The organism is Dyella sp. 05T440, assembly GCF_056395965.1.
In genome coordinates this window covers 421,909-446,385 of record NZ_JBFTKN010000005.1, presented here as the reverse complement: position 1 = coordinate 446,385, position 24,477 = coordinate 421,909, and the positions used below count along the sequence as shown (strand labels likewise).

22 protein-coding genes and 3 tRNA genes are annotated in these 24,477 nt (G+C 63.8%); 5 read left to right on the top strand and 20 right to left on the bottom strand.

Annotation, left to right across the window (positions count from 1 at the left end):
* Positions 1–21: 21 nt before the first annotated feature.
* On the top strand, positions 22–1,659 hold the full coding sequence (locus tag AC1DE1_RS08885) for a methyl-accepting chemotaxis protein (RefSeq protein ID WP_477175414.1): 1,638 nt from the start codon (positions 22–24) through the stop codon (positions 1,657–1,659).
* Between the two features lie 13 nt (positions 1,660–1,672).
* Positions 1,673–3,466, top strand: coding sequence for an EAL domain-containing protein (locus tag AC1DE1_RS08880; protein WP_477175413.1), 1,794 nt, complete (start codon positions 1,673–1,675; stop codon positions 3,464–3,466).
* 51 nt (positions 3,467–3,517) lie between these two features.
* Here AC1DE1_RS08880 and pip read toward each other — a convergent pair whose 3' ends face one another.
* The 3 genes from pip to AC1DE1_RS08865 all read right to left on the bottom strand — a co-directional run bounded on the left by pip (position 3,518) and on the right by AC1DE1_RS08865 (position 7,074).
* Positions 3,518–4,474, bottom strand: a complete 957-nt coding sequence (pip, locus tag AC1DE1_RS08875) for a prolyl aminopeptidase (RefSeq protein WP_441602602.1) — start codon at positions 4,472–4,474, stop codon at positions 3,518–3,520.
* Positions 4,475–4,584: 110 nt separating this feature from the next.
* Positions 4,585–5,610, bottom strand: coding sequence for a YncE family protein (locus tag AC1DE1_RS08870; RefSeq protein WP_477175412.1), 1,026 nt, complete (start codon positions 5,608–5,610; stop codon positions 4,585–4,587).
* A gap of 81 nt (positions 5,611–5,691) precedes the next feature.
* Positions 5,692–7,074, bottom strand: a complete 1,383-nt coding sequence (locus AC1DE1_RS08865; protein WP_477175411.1) for an FAD-binding oxidoreductase — start codon at positions 7,072–7,074, stop codon at positions 5,692–5,694.
* Between the two features lie 122 nt (positions 7,075–7,196).
* Between AC1DE1_RS08865 and serA the strand changes: the two genes are divergently transcribed.
* Positions 7,197–8,429: a phosphoglycerate dehydrogenase gene (gene serA / locus AC1DE1_RS08860; protein ID WP_477175410.1), complete on the top strand. Its 1,233-nt coding sequence runs from the start codon at positions 7,197–7,199 to the stop codon at positions 8,427–8,429.
* Between the two features lie 25 nt (positions 8,430–8,454).
* Here the strand turns inward: serA and AC1DE1_RS08855 are convergent, their stop codons facing one another.
* From AC1DE1_RS08855 to thrS, 11 genes are all read right to left on the bottom strand, one after another.
* Positions 8,455–8,769: a Txe/YoeB family addiction module toxin gene (locus AC1DE1_RS08855; RefSeq protein WP_477175409.1), complete on the bottom strand. Its 315-nt coding sequence runs from the start codon at positions 8,767–8,769 to the stop codon at positions 8,455–8,457.
* A gap of 6 nt (positions 8,770–8,775) precedes the next feature.
* Positions 8,776–9,255 (bottom strand): type II toxin-antitoxin system Phd/YefM family antitoxin, encoded by a 480-nt coding sequence (locus AC1DE1_RS08850; protein ID WP_441602597.1) that lies wholly within the window; start codon positions 9,253–9,255, stop codon positions 8,776–8,778.
* A 247-nt stretch (positions 9,256–9,502) separates the two neighbouring features.
* Positions 9,503–9,579: transfer RNA gene (locus tag AC1DE1_RS08845), tRNA-Pro, on the bottom strand.
* Between the two features lie 62 nt (positions 9,580–9,641).
* Positions 9,642–9,998, bottom strand: a complete 357-nt coding sequence (locus tag AC1DE1_RS08840) for a MerR family transcriptional regulator (protein WP_019467383.1) — start codon at positions 9,996–9,998, stop codon at positions 9,642–9,644.
* The gene (ihfA, locus tag AC1DE1_RS08835) at positions 9,979–10,278 is read right to left on the bottom strand and encodes an integration host factor subunit alpha (RefSeq protein ID WP_019467382.1); all 300 of its coding nucleotides are present in this window, start codon (positions 10,276–10,278) and stop codon (positions 9,979–9,981) included. The genes AC1DE1_RS08840 and ihfA overlap by 20 nt, the downstream gene beginning before the upstream one ends.
* A 1-nt stretch (position 10,279) precedes the next feature.
* A complete protein-coding gene (pheT, locus tag AC1DE1_RS08830; protein ID WP_477175408.1) occupies positions 10,280–12,679 on the bottom strand; it encodes a phenylalanine--tRNA ligase subunit beta in 2,400 nt (799 codons plus the stop codon).
* Between the two features lie 21 nt (positions 12,680–12,700).
* Positions 12,701–13,696, bottom strand: a complete 996-nt coding sequence (gene pheS / locus AC1DE1_RS08825; protein ID WP_441602595.1) for a phenylalanine--tRNA ligase subunit alpha — start codon at positions 13,694–13,696, stop codon at positions 12,701–12,703.
* Between the two features lie 145 nt (positions 13,697–13,841).
* Complete coding sequence (rplT, locus tag AC1DE1_RS08820) at positions 13,842–14,201, bottom strand: 50S ribosomal protein L20 (protein WP_017463630.1); 360 nt, start codon at positions 14,199–14,201, stop codon at positions 13,842–13,844.
* Positions 14,202–14,217: 16 nt separating this feature from the next.
* The gene (rpmI, locus tag AC1DE1_RS08815) at positions 14,218–14,415 is read right to left on the bottom strand and encodes a 50S ribosomal protein L35 (protein ID WP_038615747.1); all 198 of its coding nucleotides are present in this window, start codon (positions 14,413–14,415) and stop codon (positions 14,218–14,220) included.
* A gap of 435 nt (positions 14,416–14,850) precedes the next feature.
* Positions 14,851–15,378 (bottom strand): translation initiation factor IF-3, encoded by a 528-nt coding sequence (gene infC, locus AC1DE1_RS08810; RefSeq protein ID WP_338069387.1) that lies wholly within the window; start codon positions 15,376–15,378, stop codon positions 14,851–14,853.
* Between the two features lie 45 nt (positions 15,379–15,423).
* The gene (gene thrS / locus AC1DE1_RS08805) at positions 15,424–17,325 is read right to left on the bottom strand and encodes a threonine--tRNA ligase (RefSeq protein ID WP_441602594.1); all 1,902 of its coding nucleotides are present in this window, start codon (positions 17,323–17,325) and stop codon (positions 15,424–15,426) included.
* 399 nt (positions 17,326–17,724) lie between these two features.
* Between thrS and AC1DE1_RS08800 the strand changes: the two genes are divergently transcribed.
* Entirely contained in the window at positions 17,725–18,738 is a 1,014-nt protein-coding gene (locus tag AC1DE1_RS08800; protein ID WP_477175407.1) for an NAD-dependent epimerase, read from the top strand.
* 125 nt (positions 18,739–18,863) lie between these two features.
* On the opposite strand, the gene AC1DE1_RS08795 is transcribed toward AC1DE1_RS08800, so the two are convergent.
* The 3 genes from AC1DE1_RS08795 to uvrB all read right to left on the bottom strand — a co-directional run bounded on the left by AC1DE1_RS08795 (position 18,864) and on the right by uvrB (position 21,548).
* Complete coding sequence (locus tag AC1DE1_RS08795; RefSeq protein WP_477175406.1) at positions 18,864–19,313, bottom strand: CopD family protein; 450 nt, start codon at positions 19,311–19,313, stop codon at positions 18,864–18,866.
* Positions 19,314–19,377: 64 nt separating this feature from the next.
* Positions 19,378–19,452, bottom strand: a tRNA-Val gene (locus AC1DE1_RS08790).
* Positions 19,453–19,523: 71 nt separating this feature from the next.
* Positions 19,524–21,548 (bottom strand): excinuclease ABC subunit UvrB, encoded by a 2,025-nt coding sequence (uvrB, locus tag AC1DE1_RS08785; RefSeq protein WP_477179059.1) that lies wholly within the window; start codon positions 21,546–21,548, stop codon positions 19,524–19,526.
* A gap of 152 nt (positions 21,549–21,700) precedes the next feature.
* On the opposite strand from uvrB, the gene AC1DE1_RS08780 reads away from it, so the two are divergent.
* Positions 21,701–22,261, top strand: coding sequence for a GspH/FimT family pseudopilin (locus AC1DE1_RS08780; RefSeq protein WP_477175404.1), 561 nt, complete (start codon positions 21,701–21,703; stop codon positions 22,259–22,261).
* On the opposite strand, the gene AC1DE1_RS08775 is transcribed toward AC1DE1_RS08780, so the two are convergent.
* The 3 genes from AC1DE1_RS08775 to ppnN form a co-directional block, all read right to left on the bottom strand.
* Positions 22,258–22,596 (bottom strand): hypothetical protein, encoded by a 339-nt coding sequence (locus tag AC1DE1_RS08775; RefSeq protein ID WP_477175403.1) that lies wholly within the window; start codon positions 22,594–22,596, stop codon positions 22,258–22,260. The two genes, AC1DE1_RS08780 and AC1DE1_RS08775, sit on opposite strands and share 4 nt — an antisense overlap.
* Before the next feature lie 232 nt (positions 22,597–22,828).
* Positions 22,829–22,905 (bottom strand) — tRNA-Asn (locus AC1DE1_RS08770).
* A gap of 65 nt (positions 22,906–22,970) precedes the next feature.
* Positions 22,971–24,383, bottom strand: coding sequence for a nucleotide 5'-monophosphate nucleosidase PpnN (ppnN, locus tag AC1DE1_RS08765; protein ID WP_441602588.1), 1,413 nt, complete (start codon positions 24,381–24,383; stop codon positions 22,971–22,973).
* Positions 24,384–24,477 lie beyond the last annotated feature (94 nt).

Below are 24,477 nucleotides of genomic sequence, written 5' to 3'. Positions count from 1 at the left end.
TCCCTCACCCCGGACTTCCCCATGTTCAAGTTCTCCAAGCCGACCACCGGATTGACGCTGCGCCAGCGTCTGCTGTTGCGCCTGCTGGCCATCGTGTCGCTGCTGGCGATCACCTGCGTGGCCGGCATGGTGCAGTTGCATCGCGCGGATACGCGCATCCAGGGTCTGGTCGACGGTTCGCTCAGCCCGGTCGCCGACGTGGGCCGTGTGCAGAACGACTACAACAGCACACTGCAGGTGCTGGTCCATGCCGTGATGTCCCAGTTGCCCTCGGCGGTGGAAGACGCACACACGCGCATCCACGCCGATCGCATCGATGCCGAGCGCCACTGGAAGACGCTGCTGGGCAGCGAACTGGCGCAGGAACAGGCGCAGGCGCTCAAGCTCACCACCGCCCATCGCGCCGAAGCCGACCGCATCATCGACGAGACCCTCGCCCTGCTCGATGCGGGTCAGTTCGATATCGGCGGCCTCAAGCTCACCACCGAAGTGCAGCCGGCCTATGAGCCCCTGCAGAGCGACTTCGCCAACCTGTTCCAGTCCGCGCTGGCCAAGGGCAACCAGCAGGTGACCATGCAGCGCGCGGCGGACCGCGACGGTATGGTGCTCTTGCTGGTGCTGCTGGGCGTGGCGCTCGCCGTCACCATCCTGATGGATGGCGCGCTGATGCGCTCGCTCATGCAACGCCTCACGCGCGCCACGCAGGTGGCCGAACGCATCGCCGCCGGCACGCTGGGCGAGGCGATCGACGTCGGCTCCAACGACGAGCTGGGCAAACTGCTGGGCGCGCTCGCCTCCATGGATACCCAGCTCACCCAGGTGCTGACCGAAGTACGCGTCGGTGCCGAATCGGTGGGCGAACGCGCGCGTCGGCTTGCCTTGGACAACGAAGCGCTGAGCTCGCGCACGCAGGCACAAGCGGCCAGCCTGGAGCAGACAAGCGCGTCGATGACCCATATGGCGGATACCGCCGCACTGGGTGCGGGCCACGCCGATGGCGCAGCGGCCGCGGCACGCGATGCCCTGGAGCACGCCGAGCATGGCCGCCAGGTGGCAGACGAAGCCATCGATTCGATGCTCGCCATCGAAAAGGCCAGCCGCGATATCGCGGAGATCGTCGACCTGGTCGACAGCATTGCGTTCCAGACCAACCTGCTCTCGCTCAACGCAGCCATCGAAGCGGCGCAGGCAGGCGAACGCGGCCGCGGATTCGCCGTGGTGGCCACCGAAGTGCGCCAGCTCGCGCGCCGTTGCGTGGATGCCGGCAAGGACATCCGTCGCCTGGTGGAACGCAGCGGCGACGCCGTCGTCACCGCACGCGAACGCGTGACGCGCTCGGGCGAGGCGCTCGACGGCATCGTGCTCAGCATCGCCAATGTATCGACGCGCGTCTCGCAGATATCCGGCGCCACGCTGTCCCAGGTCAGTGGCATCGGCCAGGTCAATCGCGCGGTGATGGCGATGGACGGCATGACCCAGGCCAACGCCGAGCTGGTGGAAGACATCAAGTACACCGGCCGCGCGCTGGCCACTGATGCCGACACGCTGATGCGGCAAGTCGCGTTTTTCCGCCTTCCCCAAACGGAAGGCCACCATGGGTCGCCGCATGAAGCGGGGCTCTCATCTGCCAAGGTGCATCCAACGCGGGCCGCGGCCTGACATCGAACAGGGCATGCCAGCCAGCCCCCTCCCCCACTACACGCCACAAGCCGTGCTTGAGCGCGCGCTCGCCGCAGGAAGCCTGCAGCCGGTCTTTCAGCCGGTGGTGCGCGTGGACACGCTCGAAGTGGTGGCGCACGAGGGCCTGAGCCGCTGTGCCTTCATGCCGGGCGAGCTGTCGATCCTCGATCTGCTGGATCTGGCCCGCATGGAGGGCCGACTGGCGGAGCTGGAATTGCATGCCGCACGCACGCTATGCAGTGCGTTCGAAGCGCAGGCGGCAGCGGGCCGCCTGCTGGTGAACCTGAGCGCACACGCCATCCTGCACGACACCTTGCGCCCGGACGACGTGCTGCTGGCACTGTCGGCCTGCGGCCTCGACCCCGCCCGCGTCACCATCGAAGTGACCGAGCGCGATGTGGTGGAAAGCCCTGCCCGCCTCGCCCATGCCCTGGGCTATCTGCGTGCGCATGGCATCCGCGTCGCGCTGGACGATTTCGGCAATGGCCATTCCAACTTCGAGATGTGGAACGAGATCCACCCCGACGTGGTGAAGATCGACCGATACCTCATCAACGGCGTGTCGCGCAGCGCGGGTCGCCTGGCCATCGTGCGCTCGCTTTGCCAGGTCGCCGAATCACTGGGCACTGACCTAGTCGGCGAAGGCGTGGAAGACCCGGCGGACCTGCGCGTCTTGCGCGACCTGGGTATTCCCTATGCGCAAGGCTTCCTGATTGGCCGTCCTGCCGAACACATTGTCCGCGAAGCCAGCGCCGAATCTCGGCAAGTATTGCGTACGGCGGCAGTGTCAGTGCTGCCGCGCCCGCGCGGCCCGGTCACGCAGCGTCCCACGCAAGTGAGCCACCTGTTGATCGAGGCGCCCGCCGTGCAGCCGCGTCAGACCAACGACGAGGTGATGGCGCTGTTCGTCGATCATCCCGAGCTGCACGCGGTGGCGGTGGTAAAGGACGGGCATCCGATCGGCCTGATCAATCGCCGCCTGGTCAACGAGCGCATGGCGCAGCCCTTTGCCCGCGAACTGCTGGCGCGCAAGTCATGCACGGCGCTGATGAACAGCGCGCCGCTGGTATGCGATGAAAACCGCAGCCTCGAAAGCCTGGCCGACGTGCTGCGCGGCGAAGATCAACGCTATCTCGCCGACGGTTTCATCGTGACGCGCAAGGGCGTCTATCTGGGCCTGGGCACGGGCGAGGCCCTGGTGCGTCGCGTGAGCGAGCTGCGTATCGAAGCAGCGCGGCACGCGAACCCGCTGACCTTCCTGCCCGGCAATATTCCCACTACCGAACATCTGGAACGGCTGATCGATGGCGGCGAGTGTTTCACCGTGGTGCACGTCGATCTCACCGACTTCAAACCGTTCAACGATCACTACGGCTATTCGCGCGGCGACGAGATGATCCGCCTGCTGTCAGGGCTGCTGAGCGAGCACGTGGACCCGGCGCTGGATTTCATCGGCCATATCGGCGGCGACGATTTCGTGGTGCTGTTCCAGAGCGGCGACTGGGAGGCACGCTGCCAGCGGGTGATCGATGCGTTCAATGCGCGCTCGCCGCAACTGTTCGATGCGCTGGACATCTTCCACGGCGGACTGCAAGGCAAGGATCGTCGCGGCGAGCCGCAATTCTTCCCGTTTACGACGGTGGTGATGGGAGCAGTGGAGCTGGCGCCACCGCTGCCGCAACGCGCGCAATCGATCGCCATGCTCGCCGCGCGCGCCAAGCGCCAGGCCAAGCGTGCGCACGTCAGCCTGCACGTGTTTCCCCGGCTGGCCATGTCGCAGACATAAGAAAACCCCGGCAGATGGCTACCGGGGTTCGCGTACGTCAGTGGGGCTCAATCAGCCGCGGAAACGATCGGTCGCGTTGATCAGCTCCGAGATATTGCCCGGCTCGAATGCCGAGTGACCGGCGTCCTGCACGATGCGCAGATCGGCTTCCGGCCATGCTCGATGCAGATCCCAGGCGCTGCGCATCGGGCACACCACGTCGTAGCGACCCTGCACGATCACGGCAGGAATCTTGCGGATGCGCTCGACGTTGCGCAGCAGCTGGTCGTCGTGTTCGAAGAAGCCGCCGTGCACGAAGTAGTGGCATTCGATGCGGGCGAACGCCAGTGCGAATTCGTCTTCGCCGCTGGACTGGATATGGCTTTCGTCCTGCCACAGGTAACTGGTGGCGCCCTCCCATACCGACCATGCACGCGCCGCTTCCACGCGTTCGATCGGGTCGCTGCTGGTCAGGCGACGGTAGTAGGCGCTCATCAGGTCGCCGTGCTCCACCTCGGGGATCGCCTTCAGATAGGTTTCCCAGGCATCGGGATACAGCGCGTCGCAACCCTTCTGGTAGAACCACTCCAGTTCCCAGCGACGCAGCATGAAGATGCCGCGCAGCACCAGCTCAGTCACGCGCTCCGGATGGGTCTGCGCATAGGCGAGCGCCAGCGTCGAACCCCAGGAGCCGCCGAACACCTGCCAGCGATCGATGCCCAGATGCCCGCGGATGCGCTCGATGTCGTTGACCAGGTTCCAGGTGGTGTTTTCGTGCAATTCCGCGTGCGGCGTGGACTTGCCGCAGCCGCGCTGATCGAACAGCACGATGCGATACACCGCCGGATCGAAGAAGCGCCGGCACTTCGGATTGGTGCCGCCACCCGGGCCGCCGTGCAGGAACACTACCGGCTTGCCGTTGGGATTGCCGCTCTGTTCGTAGTACAGCGTGTGCAGGTCCGACACCTTGAGCATGCCGGTGTCATACGGCTCGATCTCGGGATACAGGGTGCGAAGTTCCTGCGACATGCTCGATGCTCCTGAAGCGAACGGGGACGGCCTATAAGGCTATCACGCCGCCCCTGATCGCCTCTTTCACCCAGACCGCCGGCGCACCTCTCAGTGCGCCGGAGACAGCCTCAGGGCGCGCCGACCGTCAGCACCGTGAAGCTATCCGGCACGATGTCCGGGCGAGCGCCCTCCTTCGGTGCCGACGCCCACTTGGCCGCCGAGAGGTAGAGCCGATGCAGCTTGGGATCGAGCGTGAGCGTGCGGGCGCTGGGCTGAGTCGGAATAGATGCGACCACGCTGTAGTGATCGGCGTCCTTCTGGCGCACGGCCGTGATATCACCGCTTTCGCCATTGGAGCTGTACGCCATCGAGGTGGCCTCATCGAAGACCACCGCATCCGGGCCTTCGCCGATCGGCACCCGCGCCACGGCCTGGCCGTTCTCGGCATTGGTCACGGCCATCTGCTTGTTGTCGCAAACAGAAAACAGGCGATGCAGCTTGCGGTCAATCGCCAGGCCGGTCGGCGCTTCGCAACCGCCCAGCGACCACGTCGCTGCCACGGTGTTGCTGGTCGTGTCGATCTTCACCAGCTGTGCCGTGTCTTCAATATTCACGTAGATCGATCCGGCCTCGTCGCTTTGCGCGAATTCCGGCTTGCCGGGCAAGGCCACCGTGGCCGTCACGGTATTGGTGGCAGGGTCAATCACGCTGAAAGAATGTCCCTTGCCGTTGAACGTGAACACGTGCTTCGACGCCGGGTCGTAGGCAATGGCATCGGGCTTCTCGCCCGTGCCGCCAATGGTCGCCACGACATTGAAGGTGTCGAGGTCAAACACCGTGACCGAAGCGGCCTGCCCGTTGCTGGCATAGCCACGATGCGCCGACTGATCCAGCGCCACGCCGTGTACGCCCTTCGTGCCGGGAATCGTGCCGATGCGCTTGTGCTGGTCCACGTCCACCACATCGACATGGTCGCCGCGCGTCACGAACAGATGACGGCGCTGCGCATCGAAACTGAGGTAATCCCAGCCGCCGGCGCCACCGAGCGGCAGGCGGGCGAGCACGCGGAAATCCGCGGGCGCCGGGGTAGCCGCCGCATGGCCGGCAAACGCCGCCGCGAGGGCACAGAACAGCAGGGTGGGCAAAGGACGCATGGGGAAACCCGTCAGCAGTGAGGTCTGCACAGCATCCCCGCCCCGACTTAGGTCCGGCTTAGCCGGCGCCGCTGGACGCCATCAGACGAACAGCTTGCCCGGATTGAGCAGCCCCTTGGGGTCGAACACCTGCCGCACGCCGCGCATCAGCGCAATTTCCGCTTCGCTACGGGTGCTGCCCAGATAGGCGCGCTTGACCAGGCCGATGCCGTGCTCGGCCGAAATGCTGCCGCCATGCCGCTGCAGCGTTTCGGCCAGCAACTTGGTGACGTGCTCGCACTGGGCGATGAAATCGCTGTCCGACAGATCGTCCGGACGCAGCACGTTGATATGCAGGTTGCCGTCACCGATGTGTCCAAACCAGACCACGTCGAAGTGCGGATACTCGCGACCCAGCAAGGCCTGGATCTCGCGCAGGAAAGCCGGCAGCGCACTGATCCGCAGCGAGATGTCGTTCTTGTACGGGCGATGCGGCGCCAGGCTCTCGGTGATGCCTTCGCGCAAACGCCACAGCGCGGCGGCCTGCGCATCACTTTGCGCGATCACGCCGTCGCTGATCCAGCCGTGATCCACGCCGACTTCGAACGCAGCTAGCGCGGCGTCCTGTGCTGCTTCGCTGTTGTCGAACTCAGTCACCACGTAATACGGGTGCTCGCCATCGATGGCCCGCTGCGCACCGTGCGCCAACACATGGCGCAGTGCTGCATCGGTGAAGAACTCGAACGCCTGGAGCGTGAGCCGCGAGCGAAACAGCGCGAACACCTCCATCAGCGCTTCCATATTGGGCAGCGCCAGCAACATGACCTGCGATGGCGGCGGCGGATCGGTGAGCCGCAAGGTCGCTTCGACCACGACACCCAACGTTCCCTCCGAACCGATCAGCAACTGGCGCAGGTCGTAGCCGCTGGAGTTCTTGATCAGCCCGCGATTGAGCTGCAACAGCTCGCCGTTGCCAGCCACCACGGTGAGTCCGGCAATCCACTCGCGCGTGTTGCCATAGCGGATCACCCGGATGCCCCCGGCATTGGTGGCGATATTGCCACCGATGGAGCAGGAGCCGCGCGCGGCAAAGTCCACCGGGTAGAGCAGCCCCTGTTCCCTGGCAGCCTCGTGCACGGCATGCAGCGTCATGCCGGCCTGCACGGTGAGCGTGCGGTCCACTGCATCGAAGTCGAGCACGCGATTCATGCGCTCCAGGCTGAGCACCAGCTCGCCGTTCGCCGCCACCGCGCCACCCGACAAACCCGTGCGGCCGCCCGAGGGCACGATCGCCACCTGTTGCTCATTGGCCCAGCGCACCACGGCCTGCACCTCGGCCACGTCGCCGGGCAGCGCGATTGCCAGCGGCGCGGGGGTCCAACGGCGCGTCCAGTCGCGGCCGTAGTGCTCCAGATCGGCCGGATCGGTCAGCAGGCGAAGATTGGGCAGCCGGGCGGCAAGCGCGGCCAGTCGAGCATCAGTCATGCGGTTGTCCCCGGGTGCACGGCAAGCCTGCCAGCGCGAGCCTGCATCGTCCAGTGTTGCGACGCCGCAAAAGCGCTTCAAGCCGTGGCATAGTGCAGGCGTTCTCCATTGCGCAACGGCCCATGAAGACCTCGTTCCCGAAACAAGACATCAAGGTACTCCTGCTCGAAGGCGTCAGCCGCAGCGCCGTGGAAAGCTTCAAGCGCGCGGGCTACAGCCAGATCGAATACCACGAAAAAGCCCTGCCGGAGGCCGATTTGAAGGCCCGCATCGCTGAGGCCCATATCGTCGGCATCCGCTCGCGCACGCACCTGACCGATGAGGTGCTTCAGCAGGCTAAACGGCTAATTGCGGTGGGCTGCTTCTGCATCGGCACCAACCAGGTGGACCTGGGCAGCGCCCGCCGCCTGGGTGTGCCGGTGTTCAACGCGCCCTACTCCAATACGCGCAGCGTGGCGGAATTGGTTATCGCTGAAACCATCATGCTGTTGCGCGGTGTGCCTCAGAAGAATGCCTTGTGCCATCGCGGCGGCTGGACCAAATCCGCCGCGGGCAGCTTCGAGGCGCGCGACAAGGTGCTCGGCATCGTCGGCTATGGCCATATCGGCACCCAGGTCGGCGTGCTGGCCGAAAGCCTGGGCATGCGCGTGATCTTCCACGACATCGAATCCAAGCTCTCGCTGGGCAACGCCCGCGCCGCCAACAGCCTGGACGACCTGCTGGAACGCGCCGACGTGGTGACCCTGCACGTGCCGGAGACTCCTGCCACCCAGCTGATGATCAGCACCCGCGAACTGGCCCGCATGCGCAAGGGCTCGCTGCTGATCAACGCCTCGCGCGGCACCGTGGTGGATATCGAAGCGCTGACCGCCTCGCTGCGCTCGGAGCATCTGGCCGGCGCCGCGGTGGACGTCTTCCCGGTCGAACCCAAGGGCAACGACGATGCCTTCGTATCGCCCCTGGTCGGCATGGACAACGTGATCCTCACCCCGCATATCGGCGGCAGCACGCTGGAGGCACAGGACAATATCGGCATCGAAGTGGCCGCCAAACTGGTGCGCTACAGCGACAACGGCTCCACCCTCTCGGCGGTCAACTTCCCCGAAGTTTCGCTGCCCGAACATCCGCGCAGCCGCCGCCTGCTGCACATCCATCGCAACGTGCCGGGCGTGCTCTCGCGCATCAACGAGCTGTTCTCCGCCGGCAACATCAACATCGATGCGCAGTTCCTGCAGACGGATAGCGAAGTGGGTTACGTGGTGATCGACGTGGCGGCCGATGAGAAGCAGTCGGGCGAGCTGCGCGATCGGCTCTCGGCCATTCCGGGAACGCTGCGCAGTCGCGTGCTTTATTGAGAAACGACCATTGTGCGGTGCAGATTCAGTAGTGGAATCTGCACTGCGCGATCTGGATCATCCGTATGGTTGTCCTGGCGTGCTTCACGCCAGGAGCAGGAAGGTCCAGCAGCCGATAGACCAGCCGGTGTTCCAGGGTGATGCGCCGCGACCACCAACCGGACCAGTTCTCCCTTAGAGGTTCTGGCTTGCCCAGGCCCGTAAAGGGAGTCTTGCGAATATCCCTGATCAAACCATTGATGGCGGCTACCTTGGTGGCATCGCTTGCCTGCCAATGTAGGTAGTCTTCCCAGCCCCGCTTCGACCACCACAGATCATCCCTGTTCCTGTCTTGGTCCATGGCGTTTTACGCCTTCTTCTTGGGCTTCGAGGCTGACTTCGCTGGCGCGGCCTTGGAAGGGTTCTTGGGTTTGCCCGGCGTGGCGGCCTTGACCCGGCTGGCCTTCGAGTCACCCGCCTTGACCTTGGTCTCTACACCGGTATGCCGGCGGATCAACAAAGGGGCCGCATGGCTGGGCTCGTCCATGACCTTGCCGGCCTGGTGCTTGCGCGGGGCCATGCCAGCCAGATCGTCAGGGGTAACCACGCGGGCGGCAGCCGGCAGCCGGGCGTCGGCCTCTTCCATCGCCTCGTTAAGGCGCGCTGCATTCGCCCTGGAGCTGACGAGGTACAGCATCTCTTGAATGGAGTTGTAGTCACTAGCCGAAAGCATCACGAGATCCTCGGCATCGCGGCGCGTGATGAGCGTAGCGGTATGGTCCTCCGCTACCTGATCGGCCACTGCCTTCAGATTGTTCCTTGCCTCCGTGAAGTTCACGGTCCTCATGGGGGCTCTCCCGACATGTACGTCATATTGCACATGTTCAGTGTAGGGCCTGTCCATCAGGCTAACAAGCAAAGGGACGTCTGATCTTTCCTGCGAAAGAGATAGGGCTTTGCTGCAGCGAAGCCAGCTTCGAGTAGCTTTCGCGGCTCGCTGGCGACCGCTGCAGAGTTTCGAAGTCCGGCTTTCGCAGCATCAACAAACAAAAAAACGGCGCCCAAGGGCACCGTTTTCTTATCTATTGCCGAATTGGTCGGGACGGCGGGATTCGAACCCACGACCCTCTGCCCCCCAGGCAGATGCGCTACCAGGCTGCGCTACGCCCCGATGATCGGCAAGACGACAAGTCTACCAGCTAAGCCGGTAGTACCGGAAGTCGTGATGAAAATTCAGCGACGCAGCAGTGCGAGGACTTCTTCCAGCTCCATGCGCACCTGGCGCACGATCTGGTGGGAAATGCTCGACTCCATGCGCGCCTGCGGGCCTTCCAACCGGGCGCGGGCGCCGGTGATGGTGAAGCCCTCGTCATACAGCAGGCCACGGATCTGACGGATCATCAGCACGTCGTGACGCTGGTAATAGCGGCGGTTGCCGCGACGCTTGACCGGATTGAGTGCGGGAAATTCCTGTTCCCAATACCGCAACACGTGCGGTTTGACGCCACACAGTTCGCTTACTTCACCAATCGTGAAGTAGCGCTTCGCCGGAATGGCGGGCAGCTCGGTGTTATTCCCTTGGTCCAGCATAGCCCTCGACTCGCACCTTGAGTTTCTGACCCGGTCGGAACGTCACCACGCGGCGGGCGGAAATCGGAATCTCTTCGCCCGTCTTGGGATTGCGTCCCGGTCGCTGGTTCTTCTGGCGGAGGTCAAAGTTGCCGAACCCCGACAGCTTCACCTGCTCGCCCTTTTCCAACGCCTCGCGTACCACCTCGAAATAGGCGTCCACGAATTCTTTTGCCTCACGCTTGTTGAGGCCCACCTCGAGAAAGAGGCGCTCGGCCATCTCTGCTTTGGTCAGCGCCATCTTATCCTCGCAACTTCGCCTTGCATGCCATCTCCAACGCACCGACTGCTTCACGAATGTTACGGTCGGCGTCGTCGTCAGTAAGGGTGCGTGAAGCGTCCTGTAAAATCAAGCCCATAGCGAGACTCTTTCGGCCTAGTTCGACCCCCTTGCCGCTATAGCGATCGAACAGGCGCAGCTCCTTGAGCTGGCTGCCCAGGGTCGAGCGGACCACCTGCTCAATCTGTGACCAGCTCACCTCTTCCGGCACGTCCACCGCAATGTCGCGGCGTACGGACGGGAAGCGCGGCACGGCCACGGCCTTGGGCAGGCGGCGGGCCAGGACCGGTTCCAGCTCCAGTTCGAGCACATGGACATCGGCGCCGAGGTCCAGGGCTTTAGCCAGCTGCGGATGCAGTGCACCCAGGTAACCGACGGTCTGCCCGTCGCGCGTCACGCGGGCGCCGCGACCGGGATGCAGCCAGCCGGGCAAGCCGGCGGCATGGAAGGCCCAGCGATCGGGCTCGCCGCCCCAGGCGATCAGGGCATCGAGGTCGCCCTTGAGGTCATGGAAGTCAAGCGTGCGCGAGGCTTCGCCCCATTGCTCGGCATGCGCGATGCCGCTGGCGACGATGGACAGGGTCGGCGTCTCGGTCGGTGCGTCCTTGCGGGCGGCGGCTTCGGCGCTGATGCGGAAAGTACGGCCCAGTTCGAACAGGCGTACGCGCTCCTGCTGGCGGGCGCGGTTGTGCGAGAGCGCCACGATCAGCCCCGGCAGCAGGGACGGACGCATGATGGCCAGCTCCGCCGATAGCGGGTTGGCCAGCGGCACCAGCTGTTCGGTCATGCCCCAGCGCTGCAGCACGTCGTTGCCGATGAAGGCCAGGTTCACCGCCTCGTAGTAACCGCGGGCGGCCAGCTGCTCGCGCACGGCCAGTTCGTTGAGGCGTGCTTCCGGTTCGGCCGCCAGGGTCAGCGCACCGGCCGGCGTATGGGTCGGGATATTGTCGTAGCCATGGATGCGCGCGACCTCTTCGATCAGGTCCTCTTCGCGCTCGATGTCGAAACGGCTGCTGGGTGCAGTGACCTGCCAGCCATCGTCCTGCGGCACCACCTTCATGCCCAGCGCGGTGAAGATGCGCTCGACTTCCACATCGGCCACCTCGATACCCAGCACGCGCTTGAGGCGCGCGCGGCGCAGCACCACGGTGGCGGGCGTCGGCAGATCGGTGAGGTTTTCGGCAACCAGCACGGGGCCAGCCTTGCCGCCCGCGATGGCGAGCAGCAGTTCCGTGGCGCGCTCCAGCGCACGCTGCGGCAGCGCCGGATCGACACCGCGCTCGAAGCGATGCGATGCATCCGTATGCATGCCCAGCTTGCGCGCACGGCCCATGATCGCGGCCGGTGCGAAGTGCGCGGATTCCAGGAACACGTTGCGCGTGTCGTCGGTGACGCGCGAATCGAAGCCGCCCATCACGCCAGCCACGGCGAGGCCACTGGTGGCGTCGGCGATCAGCACGAAACCGTTGTCGAGCTTGGCCTCGGAACCATCGAGCAGCTTGAGCGTTTCGCCATCGCGCGCGTGACGCACCACGATGTCGCCATGCAGCGTGTCGTTGTCGAAGGCATGCAGCGGCTGACCAAGTTCGAGCATCACGTAGTTGGTGACGTCGACCACGGCGCTGATCGGACGCAGGCCCGCGCGACGCAGACGCTCCGCCAGCCACAGCGGCGTGCGCGCCTTCGCATCGATGCCTTCGATAATGCGGCCCAGATAGCGGGGCGCATCGGCGCCCGCTTCGAGGCGGATACCGCGACGTGCTTCGCTGGTCACGGGTGCAGCTGCTTGTTCGCCCGTCTTCACGCGACTGCCGAACAACGCCGCCACGTCGTGTGCAAGACCGTAAAGGCCAAGGCAATCCGGACGGTTCGGGGTGAGTTTCAGTTCGAAGCTCGCATCGGGCAGGCCAAGATAGGCAGCCAGCGGCTTGCCCACGGGCGCATCGGCCGGCAACTCGAGCAGGCCGGACGCATCGGCGTCGATGCCCAGCTCCTTGGCCGAGCACAGCATGCCGAACGATTCCACACCACGCAGCTTGGCCGCGTTGATGTAGATACCGCCGGGCAAAGTTGCCCCCACCATCGCCAGCGGCACCTTGATGCCGACGCGCGCATTCGGCGCGCCGCAGACGATCTGCAGCGGCTCGCCCTGCCCCGCATCCACCTTGCACACTTGCAGGCGATCGGCTTCAGGATGTTTTTCGGCGCCGACGATCTCGGCCACGACCACGCCATCCAGGCCTTCGCCCAGCGGCGTGAGTTCTTCCACTTCCAGGCCGGCCATGGTCAGGGCATGGGACAGCGTCGCGCGGTCTGCCTGGATCTCGACCAGTTCGCGCAACCAGTTCTCGGAGAATTTCATGCGTATCGGTTCCTGCTGCGTTTACGCGAACTGCTTGAGGAAGCGCAGATCGTTCTCGAAGAACGCGCGCAGATCGGAAACGCCGTAGCGAAGCATCGCAAAGCGTTCCACGCCCAGGCCGAAGGCAAAGCCGGTGTAACGCTCCGGATCAATGCCGCAGTTCTTGAGCACGTTCGGATGCACCATGCCGCAGCCGAGCACTTCGAGCCAGCGCGTGCTGCCATCTTCGGCATCCCAACGGATGTCCACTTCGGCCGAGGGCTCGGTGAAGGGGAAATAGCTGGGGCGGAAACGCATCTCGAAATCGCGCTCGAAAAAGGCGCGGATGAATTCGGCCAGCGTGCCCTTCAGATCCGCAAAGCTCGAGGTCTCGTCGACCAGCAGGCCTTCGATCTGATGGAACATCGGCGAATGCGTCTGGTCCGAATCGCTGCGATAGACCTTGCCCGGCGCAATGATGCGGATCGGCGGCTGGCGTCCCTGCATCGAACGCACCTGCACCGGCGAGGTATGCGTGCGCAGCAGGCGGCCATCGCCGAAATAGAAGGTGTCGTGCATGGCGCGCGCCGGATGATGCGGCGGGAAATTCAGCGCCTCGAAGTTGTGCCAGTCGTCCTCGATTTCCGGACCATCGGCGCGCTGGTAACCCAGGCGCGAGAAGATCGCGCTGATGCGCTCAAGCGCGCGCGTGATCGGGTGAATACCGCCACGCTCGCCGTTGCGACCTGGCAACGTGATGTCGATGGTTTCGGAAGCGAGGCGGTGATCGAGTTCCGCCTGCTCAAGCACCTGCTTGCGCGCGGCCAGCGCGTCGGCAAGACGATCCTTGATGCGGTTGACCTCGGCGCCACGCGCCTTGCGCTCGTCGGGCGACAGCGCGCCCAGTGCTTTCAATGCAGCGGTGACAATGCCGCTCTTGCCCAGCAGGCTCACGCGCAGCGCGTCGAGTGCTTCGAGCGTGTCGGCGTTGCCAATATCGGCCAGCGCCTGCACGGCGCGGCTATCCAGATCGTCCATCGATGCGATTCCGGGTTGAAAGTCAGAAACGAAAACGGGGAGGAGGCTTCTGGCCTCCTCCCCGCGAACGTCACGCGCATCCCTTGAAGAGTGCGGCCATGGATGGCCGCTTCTTGATCTTAGCGATCAAGGATGAGCGCACAAATTACGCCGCCAGACTGGCCTTCGCTTTCTCTGCGATCGCGCCAAACGCCTTGATGTCGTGCACGGCGATATCAGCCAGCACCTTGCGGTCGACGGTGATGCCGGCCTTGGCCAGACCGTTGATCAGGCGGCTGTAGGACAGACCGAACTGACGAGCGGCGGCATTGATACGAACGATCCACAGCGCGCGGAACTGACGCTTGCGCTGCTTACGGCCGATATAGGCGTACTGACCAGCCTTGATGACGGCCTGGTTGGCAACGCGGAAGACTTTGCGACGGGCGTTGTAGTAGCCCTTCGCGCGGCCAATGATCTTCTTGTGACGACGACGGGCGGTAACGCCACGCTTTACACGAGCCATGGTTTATCTCCTCGCCTTACAAGTACGGCAACATGCGTGCTACACCCTTGGTGTCGCAAGCTTTGACGTGGTTGGTGGCACGGAGACCGCGCTTACGCTTGGTCGACTTCTTGGTCAGGATGTGCGACTTGAAGGCGTGACCGGCCTTGAACTTGCCCGATGCGGTCTTGCGAAAACGCTTCGCAGCCGCCCGGTTGGTCTTGATCTTGGGCATGGGAATGCTCCTTGATGGGGTTCGCCGTTTTGAGGTGCGGCCCCGGTTTCTGACTGATCTGGCGGCGACCCCGAGGGCCACTCTTTCCGTCCTGCCACGATCGGTTCACGACCCGTCCTGGTGGGTCGAACCGGCGATTATACGGAGGGATGGGGGGATTTGCCAGCCTTGAAGCTTGCCGCAGTCCGACTCCCTCTCCCCTGCGGGGAGAGGGTTGGGGTGAGGGGCGACCTGGCCTCGGTCATCCATCGGCAGCGGGCACCCGCTTTTTTGGCTTTACGGAGGTCCGACGCGGCCAGATAGGCCAGGTTCCCGCGAGCACCCGCCCCTCACCCTGCCCGCTCCCCGGCGGGGAGAGGGAAAAGCCGGCTTCGGTTCGGAGCTTCGCTTCGGCGGCCCCAGAAGAAAAAAGCGGCCCTCAGGCCGCTCTTTCGATTACTGCTTCTTCTTCGGGCCGATCATCATGACCATCTGACGACCTTCCAGGCGGGGGAAGGACTCCACCACGCCGTTCTCGCCCACGTCTTCCTGGATCTTCTTGGCCAGGTTCTGGCCCAGGTCCTGGTGAGACATTTCGCGGCCACGGAAGCGGATGGTGACCTTGACCTTGTCGCCTTCCTCGAGGAAGCGAAGCATGTTGCGCAGCTTGATCTGGTAGTCGCCCACGTCCGTGACCGGACGGAACTTCACTTCCTTGATCTCGACCTGCTTCTGCTTCTTCTTGGCCGCCTGAGCCTTCTTCTGGGCTTCGAACTTGAACTTGCCGTAGTCCATGATGCGGCAGACCGGCGGATCGCCGTTCGGCTGGATCTCGACCAGGTCCATGCCCGCTTCTTGTGCCAAGGCCAGTGCCTCGTCACGGGTCAGGATGCCTAGCTGTTCCGAATCTGCGCCGATCACGCGTACGCGCGGGACGCGGATCTCAAGGTTACGGCGGTTGCCCTTTGTGTCGGTGGTAGCGATACCACAATCCTCCAGAAGAGTTCTTAAAAGTGCCGGCCCGCGCGCTTAGCGACGGGTCTCGGCTTCCAGGCGTTCGATCAATGCGACCAGCGGCATGCTGCCTAGGTCCTCGCCCGAACGCGTACGCACGGATACTGCCCCCGATTCCTTCTCGCGATCTCCGACCACCAGCAGGTAAGGGACTTTCTGCATCGTATGTTCGCGGATTTTATAGCCGACCTTCTCATTGCGCAAATCGGCGTGTACGCGGAAACCTTTATCGACAAGGGTTTGCGTCACTTCGCGGACATAGTCGGCCTGGGCGTCCGTAATACTGAACACGGCGGCCTGCACCGGCGCCAGCCAGGTCGGCAGCAGACCGGCATGATGCTCGATCAGGATGCCGATGAAACGCTCCATCGAACCCACTATGGCACGATGCAGCATCACCGGGTGACGACGTTGTGAATTCTCGTCCACATACTCGGCGCCCAGGCGCTCGGGCATCATGAAGTCCACCTGCATGGTGCCCACCTGCCAGGCGCGGCCGATGGAATCCTTCATGTGGTACTCGATTTTCGGACCGTAGAAAGCGCCCTCGCCCGGCAGCTCTTCCCACTGCACGCCGGCCGCGCCCAAGGCAGCACGCAACGCTTCCTCGGCGCGATCCCACACCTCGTCGCTGCCGATGCGCTTGTCGGGACGCAGCGCGATCTTCAGTGCGATGTCCTCGAAGCCGAAGTCACCGTAGACCTTCATGGCCTGCTGATGGAACGCCGTCACCTCGGATTCGATCTGCGCTTCCGTGCAGAACACGTGGCCGTCGTCCTGCGTGAAGGCGCGCACGCGCATGATGCCGTGCAGCGCGCCCGAGGGCTCATTGCGATGGCAGGCGCCGAACTCGCCGTAGCGCACCGGCAGGTCGCGGTAGCTGTGCAGGGACGTGTTGAAGATCTGCACATGGCCCGGGCAGTTCATCGGCTTGAGGGCGTACGTGTGCTTCTCCGACTCGGTGAAGAACATGTTTTCCTGGTAGTTGTCCCAGTGGCCGGACTTCTTCCACAGCGACACGTCCAGCACCTGCGGGCAGCGCACTTCCTGGTAGCCGCTCTGGCGATACACGCGGCGCATGTATTGCTCCACCTGCTGCCAGATGGCCCAGCCCTTGGGGTGCCAGAACACCATGCCCGGGCCCTCTTCCTGCTGATGGAAGAGATCCAGCGCCTTGCCGATCTTGCGATGGTCGCGCTTTTCGGCTTCTTCCAGCTGGTGCAGGTAGGCCTTCAGATCCTTGTCGTTGAGCCACGCCGTGCCGTAGATGCGCGTCAGCATCGCGTTGTTCGAATCGCCACGCCAGTAAGCGCCGGCGACCTTCATCAGCTTGAACGCGCGCAGCTTGCCCGTGTTCGGCACATGCGGGCCGCGGCAGAGATCGGTGAAATCGCCCTGCGAATACAGCGACAATTCCTCGTTGGCCGGGATGCTCTGGATGATCTCGGCCTTGTATTCCTCGCCCATGCCACGGAAGAAGCTCACTGCCTCATCGCGCGACTTCACGCTGCGCGTCACCGGCAGCGCTTCCTTGACGATCTTCTCCATCTCCGCCTCGATCTTGACCAGATCGTCGGGCGTGAACGGGCGCTCATAGGCAAAGTCGTAATAGAAGCCGTTGTCGATCACCGGACCGATGGTGACCTGCGCACCCGGATACAGGCGCTGCACGGCCTGCGCCAGCAGGTGCGCCGTGGAGTGACGCAGGATGTCCAGCGCCTCCGGGCTTTTCTCGGTGACGATCTCGAGGCTGGCGTTGTGGTCGATCGGGAAACTGGCATCCACCAGCTTGCCGTCCACCTTGCCCGCCAGGGTGGCCTTGGCCAGACCGGCGCCGATCGAGGCTGCCACGTCCTGCACCGTCACCGGATGATCAAACGGCCGCTTGCTGCCGTCGGGTAGCGTGATTTCAATCATGTTCGCACCTAAAAAAAGACGCCCAGAAGAACGTGCTCAATTTAAAGAACCCACCCTCGATAGCCGATTCCACCGGCCACCAACAAAGCGTGCTCTTAGTTGAAAAGTCCGGCCAGGGATGGCTGGTTTTGCTCTTGCCTGCCTGTATGGCAGGCAAAAATAAAGAGCGCCACGCGCCCTTCTTGTCGAACAAGGCGTGGCTTGAGTCAGCGCTGGAGGGTCGTAGTTGCCATGTCACACGCTAGACCGACGCTTGAGGCGTGGGCCACCTTGTCTCCGGACGGGTACAGTCAGAACGCTAGTTTAGCCTATCCGTCGATGTCAAATCTGCTATTGCCGACGCTGTCTCAATATCGGCAGCGATAGAATGCCCGCCTCCTCGAACACCGGGCTATTCGCATGCGCATTCTCGTCACCGGCACCGCCGGCTTCATCGGCTCGGCCTTGGCCGAGCGCTTGCTGGCGCGTGGCGACGAGGTGTATGGCATCGACAACCACAACGACTACTACGACCCGACGCTCAAGGAAGCCAGGCTCGCCCGCTTCGCCGACCACCACAACTACACGCATCTGCGTGCCGATCTGGCTGATGCAGCGGCCGTGAATAGCGCCTTTGGCGAGTTCCGCCCGCAACGCGTGGTCAACCTCGCCGCCCAGGCCGGCGTGCGCTATTCCCTGAAGAACCCGCAAGCCTACGTGCAGAGCAACCTGGTGGGTTTCGTCAACATCCTGGAGGCCTGCCGCCACGGCAAGGTCGAGCATCTGGTGTATGCGTCGTCAAGCTCGGTCTACGGGGCCAACCGCAAGCTGCCCTTCGCCATCGAGGACGCCGTGGACCACCCGGTGAGCCTGTACGCGGCGAGCAAGAAAGCCAACGAGTTGATGGCGCATACGTATAGCCATCTGTACGACTTGCCGACCACCGGCCTGCGGTTTTTCACGGTGTACGGCCCGTGGGGCCGGCCGGATATGTCGCCCATGCTGTTTGCCGATCGCATCAGCCGCGGCGAGCCCATCGATGTCTACAACTACGGCAACCATAGACGCGATTTCACCTATGTCGACGACATCGTGGAAGGTGTGATCCGCACGCTCGATCACATCGCCTTGCCCGATGCGGCATACGACGCGCTAGCCCCGAGCCCAGGCACGTCCAGCGCGCCGTATCGCGTCTACAACATCGGCAACGATCAGCCGGTGCAGTTGCTGCACTTCATCGAGCTGATGGAGCGCAATCTCGGGCGCACGGTCGAGAAGCGCCTGCTGCCGATGCAGCCGGGCGATGTGGCCGATACGTGGGCCGATGTTTCCGCGCTGCGACGTGACGTGGGTTATGCGCCGAATACCTCGATCGAAGAGGGTGTGAAGCGGTTTGTGGCCTGGTATCGGGAATATTTCCAGCAGCAGGAATGACACCTGCAATCCCTTTGTAGGAGCGCACTTGTGCGCGACCGGTGACGCGGAAACATTCGGTTTCGCCAAGCGCCGGTCGCGCGCAAGTGCGCTCCTACAAGGGCGCGGCACGCTGGTGAAAACCCTCAGAACGGCTTGGCAATCACCAGGAAAACGATGCCCAGCAAGACCAGTACGGGCAGCTCGTTCATGATGCGCAGCGTCTTCGACGACGGAAGCGCCACGCCTTGCTCGCTGCGCTTGAGCAGCCGTCCCGACCAGATGAAATAGGCCAGCATCAGCGCGACCAGGGTCAGCTTGGCATCGATCCAGTGCAGCGAGGCCACGACGTTGGGCAGTGTCTGGGGAAACAGCCGCCAGCCCTCCCACAGGGCCAGCCCGAACAGGAAGGCGATGCCGAACATGTGGTGCCCGAAACGGTAGAGCCGCCGCCCCATCAGCAGCAGGCGCGCCTTTACGACAGGCTCGTCTCCGGACTCGGCGATATTCACAAGGATGCGCGGCAGGTAGAACACCGTTGCCATCCAGGCAATGACGAACACGACATGGAAGCTCTTGATCCAAAGGTACGTCATCGACCGGCTCCTTCAGCGCAAAAAGAAACGGCGCGACCCAAAGGCCACGCCGTTTCATCGGTATTGGTGGGCGGTACAAGGATCGAACTTGTGACCCCTACCATGTCAAGGTAGTGCTCTACCGCTGAGCTAACCGCCCGGTTCTCGCCCGGCATGCCGTGCGAGCCGCGCAGTTTACACATTTCGTGAGGCCGGGACAACTATCCGGCCTCAACGAGCCGCCCGTTCCTGCAACTGGTGGATCTGGTCGCGCAGCCGGGCCGCCTCCTCGAATTCCAGGTTTTCGGCGTGCTTGTACATCTGCGCCTCGAGCTTCTTGATCATGGCCGAGGCCTGGTCCCCGCTCAGAGCGGCGTACTGGGCGCCTTGCTCTGCCACAGCGGCGCTCTGGCGGTCGCTGCGGCGGCCGCGACCACGTGACGCAGTCTCGCTGCGGGCCCCTTCCATGATGTCCGCGATACGGCGCACCACCGACTGCGGCGTGATGCCGTGGGCCTCGTTATAGGCCTGCTGCTTCTCGCGACGGCGAGCCGTCTCGTCCATAGCCGCCTGCATCGAGCGGGTGATGTTGTCAGCGTAAAGAATCGCCTTGCCGCGCAGGTTGCGTGCCGCGCGACCAATGGTCTGGATGAGCGAACCGGTCGAACGCAGGAAGCCTTCCTTGTCGGCGTCGAGAATCGCCACCAGCGACACCTCGGGCATGTCCAGGCCCTCGCGCAACAGGTTGATGCCTACCAGCACATCGAACTCGCCCAGGCGCAGATCGCGGATGATTTCCACGCGCTCCACCGTTTCGATATCCGAATGCAGATAACGCACTTTGACGTTGTGCTCATTCAAATATTCGGTGAGGTTTTCGGCCATGCGCTTGGTCAGCGTGGTGACCAGCACACGGTCGCCCATCGCCACGCGCTTGTGCACCTCGCCCAGCAGATCATCGACCTGGGTGCGCACCGGGCGCACTTCCACTTCCGGATCGATCAGTCCGGTCGGACGCACCACGAGTTCGACGACGGCATCACCGGACTTCTGCAATTCATAGTCGCGCGGCGTGGCCGATACATAGATCGAACGCGGCGCGCGCGCCTCCCACTCCTCGAAACGCAGCGGACGATTATCCATTGCCGACGGCAGACGGAAACCGAATTCGACCAGTGTCTCCTTGCGCGAGCGGTCGCCCTTGTACATGGCGCCGAGCTGGGGAATGGTGACGTGCGATTCGTCGACCACCAGCAACGCATCGGCCGGCAGATAGTCGAACAAGGTCGGCGGCGGTTCGCCGGGGCCGCGGCGCGTGAGATGGCGCGAGTAGTTCTCGATGCCCTGGCAGTAGCCGACCTCGGCCATCATTTCGATGTCGAAACGCGTGCGCTGGTCCAGGCGCTGCGCCTCGACCAGTTTGTTGTCCTTGTACAACTGCTCCAGCCGCTCCTTGAGCTCGACCTTGATGGTCTCGATCGCGTTCAGCACGCTCTCGCGCGTACTCGCATAGTGCGTACGCGGATACACGGTATAGCGCGGCACTTTGCGGATGGTGTCGCCGGTGAGCGGATCGAACAGCGACATGTTTTCCACTTCGCCGTCGAACAGTTCGATGCGCAGCGCTTCGGTTTCCGATTCGGCGGGAAACACATCGATGATTTCGCCACGCACGCGATACGTACCGCGACGCAGCTCCATCTCATTGCGCGTGTACTGCAGTTCCGTCAGCTGGCGAATCAAGGCGCGTTGATCGATGCGCTCACCCTTGGCCAGGATCAGCCGCAGCGAAAGATAGTCTTCCGGATCGCCGAGGCCGTAGATCGCCGACACGGTGGCGACGATGATCGAATCCTTGCGCGACAGCAGCGCCTTGGTGGCCGCCAGTCGCATCTGCTCGATGTGGTCGTTGATCGAGGCGTCTTTCTCGATGAAGGTATCCGACGCCACCACGTAGGCTTCGGGCTGGTAGTAGTCGTAGTAACTGACGAAGTATTCCACCGCGTTGTGCGGAAAGAATTCCTTGAACTCGCCGTACAGCTGCGCCGCCAGGGTCTTGTTCGGCGCCATCACGATGGTCGGCCGCTGCACCTGCTGGATCACGTTGGCAATCGTGTAGGTCTTGCCTGAGCCGGTAACGCCCAGCAGCGTCTGTGCCGCTAGGCCGGCCTCGAAGCCTTCGGAAAGTTTGCGGATGGCCTCGGGCTGGTCGCCGGAGGGCTGGTAGGGCGAGACGAGTTCGAAGCGGTCAGTCATGGCTCTCTACATGCGGTCGCGACGGGTCATTTTAAATTGCCCTGCTGACAGGGCCTGTCAGCAGGCTACGACAGGGGTCCTTGGCGGCCGATGACTGGAGCGCCCGTCGGCTCTGGCTAGGCTGATCGTTTCCGAGACGCAGGAGGCGGCCCATGGACAGGAGTCGGCAAGGCTACCAGCCACGGTGCAGTGCGGGGTTTACGCTGCTTGAAAGTATCGTTGTGATGGTCGTGGTCGCCGTGATGGTGGCGGTCGCCGTTCCCGCGCTGGGGCGGATGCTGGCGCGATACCAGCTCAACACCGCCCAGCTCGACCTGGTCGCCTCGCTCCAGCATGCGCGCAGCCTGGCGGTGAGCAGCGGGCGTCCGAAGCTGCTCTGCCCCTCCTCGGATGGACGGCAATGCGCCGGCGACACGCATTGGGAACGCGGCTGGGCCGTCGGCAATTATCGCAGCGGCAACGCCGATCAGCTGGACGGCTCGCCCAAGCTGGCAAGCGGCGGCTACCAGCGCACGACCATGCACATCATGTCGGACCGCAAGAGCATCCGCTTCCAACCCACGGGCAGCGCCGGTGGCAGCCCCGCGACGTTCACGCTATGCCGCAAGGGGCATGCAGAAGATGCGCTGGCCCTCACAGTCTCCAACGTCGGGCGCGTGACCGGCGCTACCGCGAAGGCAGACGCCGCCACGATTTGTGCGGCCAGCAACTAGAGGCACGCCTTGGCGGAGTCGCGATAGGCGCGCATGGCCAAAACCGCCAGGCGCTCGTACAGCACCACCTCGGCGCCCTGCGCCTTGCTGTGGATCACCAGCAGCTCTTCCACGCTCGTGGTGTTGTTGGCCGCCACCACCTGCAAGGTCGTCGGCGTTTCGACGATGTGCGCCGTGGGCGAAAGCGCCTGCCAACGCGATTGCACGCAGGCCGCATAGGTCGAGTCGAGTTTGCTCGTGCTGGCCTGGAAGGTGGGTTTGTTGTGGCTGATATCGCCAGTGCTCGCGCAGCCTGCCAGGCCGATAGCGCCGAAGGTCAGCAACCAACTGCGCATCAGGCTCTCCCCTTCAGATGATGACGACGTGCACCGGGTTCGCGAACCGATTAAACCAAGGTCAATACTTAAACCAGCGACGACATGCGCCGCGCTCAAGCCCTGCCGATCTTCATCGTCAGCAGGTGTACCCGATGTGGACGCTCGCAAGCGCTCGGCAATCAGGAACCCTTGAGACAGCCCTGAGCCAGGCATAAAAAAACCCCGCCAATCGGCAGGGTTTTCTTGAATATGGCGCCCGAAGTTGGACTCGAACCAACGACCCCCTGATTAACAGTCAAGTGCTCTAACCGGCTGAGCTATTCGGGCGGGGTGAGCTGGATAGTTTGAATATCCAGCCCTGGTCTGTCAAGCCATGCGGCTCTCTAAAACCCTCAGGCGGCGCGGGCGCCGGTGAGCACCCGGTAGCAGGGCACATAGGCCGTGCCGCCCGGGAGTTTCATGCGGTCCTGGGCCACGAAGGCCTTCAGCAGCTCGTCCAGCGAGGCCATGATGTCGGCATCGCCATCGATGTCGAACGGGCCGTACTTTTCGATGGCGCGCAGACCCTCTTCCTTCACGTTGCCGGCGACGATGCCGGAGAACGCGCGACGGAGGTCGGCGGCCAGTTCATGGCGCGGACGATCGCGATGGATAGCCAGCGAGCGCATGGCCTCATGGGTGGGGCGGAACGGCAGCTGGAACGCGTACGGGATGTTGAGCGACCAGTTGAAGAAGAACGCGTCCTTGGTGTCCAGGCGATGGTTGCGCACCTTGTCGATGCCGCGGACCATGGCGCGCGCCACGGCGGCCGGGTCGTCCACGATGATCTGGTAGTGCTGGGTCACGCTCTCGCCCAGGGTCAGGCGCAGGAAGTGGTCGATCTGCTCGAAGTACGCGGCCGACTGCTTGGGACCGGTGAGAATCAGCGGGAACGGCACGCCGGCATTGTCCGGATGCAGCAGGATGCCGAGCAGATAAAGGATTTCTTCGGCCGTGCCCACGCCACCCGGGAACACGATGATGCCGTGGCCCATGCGCACGAACGCTTCGAGACGCTTCTCGATGTCCGGCATGATCACCAGGTGATTGACGATCGGGTTCGGCGATTCGGCCGCGATGATGCCCGGCTCGGTGATGCCGATATAGCGGTTGCTGCGGCGACGCTGCTTGGCGTGCGCAATGGTGGCACCCTTCATCGGGCCCTTCATGGCGCCCGGGCCGCAACCCGTGCAGATGTCCATGCCGCGCAGGCCGAGCTGGTAGCCCACCTGCTTGGTGTACTCGTACTCGTCGCGCGAAATCGAATGGCCACCCCAGCACACCACCAGGTTCGGGTCGATCTGCGGCTTGAGGATGCGTGCGTTGCGCAGGATCTCGAACACCACATGGGTCAGGCCCACGCTGTCGTCCAGATCGAAATTTCCCTGCTCCATCTGGGTGGACACATAGACGATGTCGCGCATCACGGCGACCAGCAGCTCGTTGATGCCGCGAATGATCTGGCCATCCACGAACGCCTGCGCCGGCGCGTGCGTGAGCTCGATCTTGATGCCGCGATCCTGCTGCAGCACCTGGATGTCGAAATCGGGGAACTGCTCGAGGATGGAGCGCGGATCGTCGCTCATATTGCCCGAGGTGAGCACGGCCAGCGCGCAGCGGCGCAGCAAGGCGTGCAGGCCCGAACCGCTGGCGTCGCGCAGGCGCGCCACTTCGTTGCGGGACAGGATATCCAGGCCACCGGCGGGCGAAATGCGCGCGCTCACGGTGGCGGGTCGGCCGGACTTTCCGGCTTGAATCTCGTTCATTGAACCATTCTCCTCGCCGCGCCCTCGCGGCTCGTACGTCCGTGCAAAACGCGGCGGACCGCGTAGCTTCCCGCGCCGGGCATGGCAGGGTCAA

Bases quoted from the DNA above. Each gene is read 5' to 3' on its own strand.
- pheT (WP_477175408.1), bottom strand. From the start codon at position 12,679: ATGAAATTCTCCGAGAACTGGTTGCGCGAACTGGTCGAGATCCAGGCA.
- ihfA (WP_019467382.1), bottom strand. From the start codon at position 10,278: ATGGCGCTGACCAAAGCAGAGATGGCCGAGCGCCTCTTTCTCGAGGTG.
- AC1DE1_RS08855 (WP_477175409.1), bottom strand. From the start codon at position 8,769: ATGGACCAAGACAGGAACAGGGATGATCTGTGGTGGTCGAAGCGGGGC.
- pheS (WP_441602595.1), bottom strand. From the start codon at position 13,696: ATGGACGATCTGGATAGCCGCGCCGTGCAGGCGCTGGCCGATATTGGC.
- serA (WP_477175410.1), top strand. From the start codon at position 7,197: ATGAAGACCTCGTTCCCGAAACAAGACATCAAGGTACTCCTGCTCGAA.
- AC1DE1_RS08800 (WP_477175407.1), top strand. From the start codon at position 17,725: ATGCGCATTCTCGTCACCGGCACCGCCGGCTTCATCGGCTCGGCCTTG.
- uvrB (WP_477179059.1), bottom strand. From the start codon at position 21,548: ATGACTGACCGCTTCGAACTCGTCTCGCCCTACCAGCCCTCCGGCGAC.
- AC1DE1_RS08870 (WP_477175412.1), bottom strand. From the start codon at position 5,610: ATGCGTCCTTTGCCCACCCTGCTGTTCTGTGCCCTCGCGGCGGCGTTT.
- pip (WP_441602602.1), bottom strand. From the start codon at position 4,474: ATGTCGCAGGAACTTCGCACCCTGTATCCCGAGATCGAGCCGTATGAC.
- AC1DE1_RS08865 (WP_477175411.1), bottom strand. From the start codon at position 7,074: ATGACTGATGCTCGACTGGCCGCGCTTGCCGCCCGGCTGCCCAATCTT.
- rplT (WP_017463630.1), bottom strand. From the start codon at position 14,201: ATGGCTCGTGTAAAGCGTGGCGTTACCGCCCGTCGTCGTCACAAGAAG.
- rpmI (WP_038615747.1), bottom strand. From the start codon at position 14,415: ATGCCCAAGATCAAGACCAACCGGGCGGCTGCGAAGCGTTTTCGCAAG.
- AC1DE1_RS08840 (WP_019467383.1), bottom strand. From the start codon at position 9,998: ATGCTGGACCAAGGGAATAACACCGAGCTGCCCGCCATTCCGGCGAAG.
- AC1DE1_RS08850 (WP_441602597.1), bottom strand. From the start codon at position 9,255: ATGAGGACCGTGAACTTCACGGAGGCAAGGAACAATCTGAAGGCAGTG.
- thrS (WP_441602594.1), bottom strand. From the start codon at position 17,325: ATGATTGAAATCACGCTACCCGACGGCAGCAAGCGGCCGTTTGATCAT.
- AC1DE1_RS08780 (WP_477175404.1), top strand. From the start codon at position 21,701: ATGGACAGGAGTCGGCAAGGCTACCAGCCACGGTGCAGTGCGGGGTTT.
- AC1DE1_RS08880 (WP_477175413.1), top strand. From the start codon at position 1,673: ATGCCAGCCAGCCCCCTCCCCCACTACACGCCACAAGCCGTGCTTGAG.
- AC1DE1_RS08885 (WP_477175414.1), top strand. From the start codon at position 22: ATGTTCAAGTTCTCCAAGCCGACCACCGGATTGACGCTGCGCCAGCGT.
- AC1DE1_RS08795 (WP_477175406.1), bottom strand. From the start codon at position 19,313: ATGACGTACCTTTGGATCAAGAGCTTCCATGTCGTGTTCGTCATTGCC.
- ppnN (WP_441602588.1), bottom strand. From the start codon at position 24,383: ATGAACGAGATTCAAGCCGGAAAGTCCGGCCGACCCGCCACCGTGAGC.
- AC1DE1_RS08775 (WP_477175403.1), bottom strand. From the start codon at position 22,596: ATGCGCAGTTGGTTGCTGACCTTCGGCGCTATCGGCCTGGCAGGCTGC.